Consider the following 4,709-nt stretch of genomic DNA (forward strand, 5'->3'; position numbering starts at 1 on the left):
AGCGAAAAAAATCTATATAATTCTTAATAAACTATCTCAGGAAGCGCAAAAAGTTTTAATCTAGATGCTGATTAAATTTTTAAACATCTGGTTTTAAGACCGATCGCCTCCACGATTGGAGAACTCAGCACATCGTCAAGGGAGATAGTTAAAATCCAATGAGTCTTAAGGCAAGCGGTGGCAGCTCCTTAGCGCGTCCCCAACTCTATCAAACCGTCCCAGTATCTGCCATTACCCAAGCAGAACAACAAGACCGCTTTCTCGATAAACCCGAACTCAATGAACTGATCGCCTACTTCCAATCGGGGAGCAAGCGCTTAGATATTGCCCAAACGCTCACCCGGAACTCCGATCTGATCGTCTCGCGGGCAGCTAACCGGATTTTTACCGGCGGTTCACCCATGGCCTACCTAGAAAAACCCCCCGTGGAAGAAATGGCCCTGGTGGGTGCGGGTAAAGTTATCAACGTCCAGGAAGGGATGAAATTAGGAACCGTTACCTACGCGGAAAGCGGCTCCGGTGGCGGTGGTGGCTTCCTCGGTGGCTTAAAAGGGATTTTCGCCTCTAGCGGCCCGATTCCCCCCGGATTCCGACCGATTAACGTCTCTCGTTACGGTCCGAGCAATATGCAGAAGTCCCTCCGGGATTTATCCTGGTTCCTGCGTTACATTACATACGCGATCGTGGCTGGTGATACCAGTATCCTGATCGTTAATACTCGCGGTTTAAGGGAAGTTCTCGAAAATGCCTGTTCCATTGATGCCACCATCGTGGCCCTACAGGAAATGCGGTCCGCTTCGATCGAGTATTTCCAAAGAGACAAGGATGCGGCCACTTTAATCAGTGACTATTTCAATATCCTACTGGGGGAATTAAAAGCCCCCACCCCCTCTAATAAACTGCGTCAGCGTCCCAGTAGTGACCAACAGGGTTTAAGTCTTCCCCAAAGCTACTACAACGCCGCCGAAAAACGGCAAAAGTTTGTCATGAAAACCGGTTTATCAGAGTCGGAAAAATCTTCGATTATCAAGGCCGCCTACAGACAAATTTTTGAACGGGACATCACCCGCGCCTACAGTCAGTCCATTTCTGACCTAGAATCGAAGGTGAAAAACGGCGACATCTCGATGAAAGAATTCGTCCGTCGTCTCGGTAAATCGCCTCTCTACCGCAAACAGTTCTTTGAACCTTTTATCAATAGTCGCGCCCTAGAATTGGCTTTCCGTCATTTCCTCGGTCGCGGTCCTTCCTCCCGGGAAGAAGTGCAGAAATACTTCTCGATCGTCTCTAGCGGGGGTTTAGCGGCGTTAATCGATGCTTTAGTCGATTCTCAGGAATATTCCGACTATTTCGGCGAAGAAACCGTTCCCTATCTCCGGGGTTTGGGTGCAGAAGCACAGGAATGTCGTAACTGGGGGATGCAGATCGACCTGTTTAACTACAGCGCACCTTTCCGCAAAGTTCCCCAATTTATCACCACCTTTGCTAAATACGATCGCCCCTTACCGGATCAGCACGTTTACGGTTCCGGAAATGACCCCCTAGAAATCCAATTTGGGGCAATTTTCCCGAAAGAAACCCGCGAACCTAGTTCTAGTCCCGCTCCCTTCGGTAAAGATAGCAAACGTATCCTCATCCACCGCGGACCTGCTACTAATAACCAAAATAGCAACCCCGGCGCCCGAGGTGAATTCCCCGGTACTTTGGGACCGAAAGTTTTCCGTCTCAATAACGAGTTACCCGGTTCTAGTAATGGGGTGAGCGTTAAATTTGGCGAAAGTTCCACCCAAAGAGTGATTTTAGCGGCTTATCGTCAGGTTTTCGGTCGAATGCCCTACGAAGGTCAGCGTTTATCCGTGGCCGAGATTAAGCTAGAAAATGGCGATATTACTCTGCGCGAGTTTATCAAAACCCTAGCTAAATCCGAGGCTTTCCGGAAAATCTACTGGACTCCTCTCTATGTGGTGAAAGCGATCGAATATATTCACCGTCGTCTGCTCGGTCGTCCCACCTACGGTCGTCAGGAAATGAATCAATACTTCGATATCTGCTCGAAAAAAGGCTTCTATGCTTTAATCGATGCTCTGATCGATAGTCCTGAATATACGGAAGCTTTTGGCGAAGATACGGTTCCCTACGAGCGCTATCTAACTCCCCAAGGGATGCAGTTACGGATGGTGCGTTTGGGCAATCTCCGCGAAGATATCGGCCAAAGAGTTGATAAAGAGGAAACCCCGCGCTTTATTGAATTGGGTACACCTTCGGTCTCGATTCGCACTGAACCCGATATTCAATCTCGTGTCGGTCAAGGTGTCACGGTTCAACGGGAACAAACTAAGGTCTTTAAACTGTTAACTAATCTCGATAAAGTTGCCGTACAAAATACTGTTCGCGCCGCCTATCGTCAGATTTTTGAACGGGATCTCGAACCCTATATCATCAATGCCGAATTTACCGCTTTAGAGAGTAAATTAAGCAATGCTGAGATCACGGTGAAAGAGTTTATTGAGGGTTTAGGTGGTTCGGATCTTTACCTGAAAGAATTCTATGCTCCCTATCCGAATACGAAAGTAATTGAATTGGGAACCAAGCACTTCTTAGGTCGCGCTCCCTTGAATCAAAAAGAAATCCAGAAATATAACCAAATTCTGGCAACTAAGGGATTAAAGGCCTTTATTGGTGCCATGGTTAATAGCATGGAATACCTACAATTATTTGGTGAAGATACGGTTCCCTATCGTCGTTTCCCGACTCTACCGGCCGCGAATTTCCCCAATACGGAACGCTTATACAATAAGCTGACTAAACAGGATAGTGAACTGGTGGTTCCCAGTTTTAAACCGGTAGTTAAAGTCGGTGGCTAATTAGTCCTTGAAGTTAGTTAATTTAGCTCGTGTTCAACACGAGCTTTTTTTCAGGACAAATTACTGGCCAAAATTTATTAAGTAGGTAGGCGTTAAAAATTATCAGATGCCCCCCTTATCAAGGGGGGACTAAGGGGGGATCGGCACCCCCCTTATCAAGGGGGGACTAAGGGGGGATCGAACCTAAAATCCATTTTTAATTTAATTATAACCAGCTACTTATCGTCAATCAAGGGGATAACAATGAGCCAAATTAAAGTTAAAGACTTCGGTCCAATTAAGGCGGGTTTAGTAGAAAATGATGGTTTTATCGACGTTCGGAAAGTAACGATTTTTATCGGTAATCAAGGAACTGGAAAAAGTAGCATTGCTAAATTAATATCAACATTAAGCTGGTTGGAAAAAGCTCTATATCGTGGAGATTTAGAGGAAAAATATGTGACTAAATATAATCGTTTTGTTAAATCTTTTTGTCAATACCAAAATTTAACCAATTACTTTTTACCCGAAACCCAAATTGAATACAATGGAGATGTTTATCGAATTAGTTTTGAAAATGCTAAATTATCGATCGAGCGTACTGATAATTCAAAGTATCGAGTACCAAAAATTATGTATGTACCAGCAGAGCGAAACTTTTTGAGTGCAGTAAGATGGCCAGAAAAACTCAAAGGACTGCCAGAATCATTATATACTTTCTGGGAAGAATTGGATCGCTCACAACAGGAATTATCTGGCAGTTTGACTTTGCCAGTAGGTGAGGTTAAATTGGAATTTGATAAACTCAATAGACTGGCCAAGATTGTGGGTAGTGATTATCAACTAAATCTATCAGAAGCTTCCAGTGGTTTTCAGTCTTTTGTTCCTTTATTTCTCGTTTCTCGAAATATTGCTTTATCGATTAATCGAACTCAAGAAACTTCCGGCAATGAACTCAGTGGAGAGGAGCAAAAAAGATTAAAAATGGAAATCGAGAAAATTATCTCTAATGATAATCTTTCCGATAACCTAAAAAAGGCGGCACTAGAAGTATTATCTTCTAAATACCGCAATGAGTGTTTTGTAAATATTGTGGAAGAAATCGAGCAGAATCTATTTCCTCAATCTCAGAAAAAGATTTTATATAAATTATTTGAATTTGCCAATTTAACCCAGGGAAATAAACTAATTTTAACTACTCATAGTCCTTATATTATCAACGATCTAACCCTAGCTATCAAAGCAGATAAAGTTATTAAAAAAATCCTATCATCAGCGATTTCTAACGCCGATTATCTCCAAGAAAAGCTCAACCAAATTGTCCCGAAAGCCTCTTGTATAGCGGCAGAAGATGCTATTGTATATGAATTAACAGAGCAAGGAGAAATCCGAGAACTTGCTACATATAATGGTTTACCTTCTGATGAAAATTATCTCAATCTTTGCCTAGGAGAGACAAATCAGCTTTTTGATGATTTACTGGAAATCGAAGAACAGTTATGAAGATCAATTTCTTTGATAAAAAATGTCAGAGTCAAACCCCTCGGCATAAATTTGGAATTTGTGATCCGCCATTTCCCCCAGAAACTCCCGCTTATTTAGATACAGAAAATCCCAGGGATTGGATTGCTATTGTGGAAAACTCTCAAGAAATTGAAGTGACATTTACCGCTATTGATAAATGTATTGAAATTAGAAAAGTCGATGGTAGTGGTATGGATAAACGCTGTGATGGAATGCTGACCTATGCTAATTGTTTGATTTTTGTAGAATTAAAAGAACGAAAGGGGAAAAATTCGGGGTGGGTAGGAGACGGAGAAGAGCAACTAAGAAACACAATTCGGGTATTTATTGAAAATCATGGTA

At 42.8% G+C, this 4,709-nt stretch carries 3 protein-coding genes; all 3 read left to right on the forward strand.

Annotated features, from left to right (window positions below):
* Window positions 1-158: 158 nt before the first annotated feature.
* Entirely contained in the window at window positions 159-2,864 is a 2,706-nt protein-coding gene (locus tag PX484_RS00200) for a phycobilisome rod-core linker polypeptide (RefSeq protein WP_287764790.1), read from the forward strand.
* A gap of 243 nt (window positions 2,865-3,107) precedes the next feature.
* Window positions 3,108-4,346 (forward strand): ATP-binding protein, encoded by a 1,239-nt coding sequence (locus PX484_RS00205; RefSeq protein WP_287764793.1) that lies wholly within the window; start codon window positions 3,108-3,110, stop codon window positions 4,344-4,346.
* Window positions 4,343-4,709, forward strand: a 367-nt coding sequence (locus PX484_RS00210; protein ID WP_288102624.1) for a hypothetical protein, incomplete at its 3' end; no start/stop codon positions are given. The genes PX484_RS00205 and PX484_RS00210, both read left to right, overlap by 4 nt.

This window comes from Microcystis sp. M49636_WE2 (genome assembly GCF_030065375.1).
GTDB classification, from domain to species: Bacteria; Cyanobacteriota; Cyanobacteriia; order Cyanobacteriales; family Microcystaceae; genus Microcystis; species Microcystis aeruginosa_C.

What these genes read in the sequence shown, in the direction of transcription:
- PX484_RS00200 (WP_287764790.1), top strand. Translation starts at nt 159, where the DNA reads ATGAGTCTTAAGGCAAGCGGTGGCAGCTCCTTAGCGCGTCCCCAACTC.
- PX484_RS00205 (WP_287764793.1), top strand. Translation starts at nt 3,108, where the DNA reads ATGAGCCAAATTAAAGTTAAAGACTTCGGTCCAATTAAGGCGGGTTTA.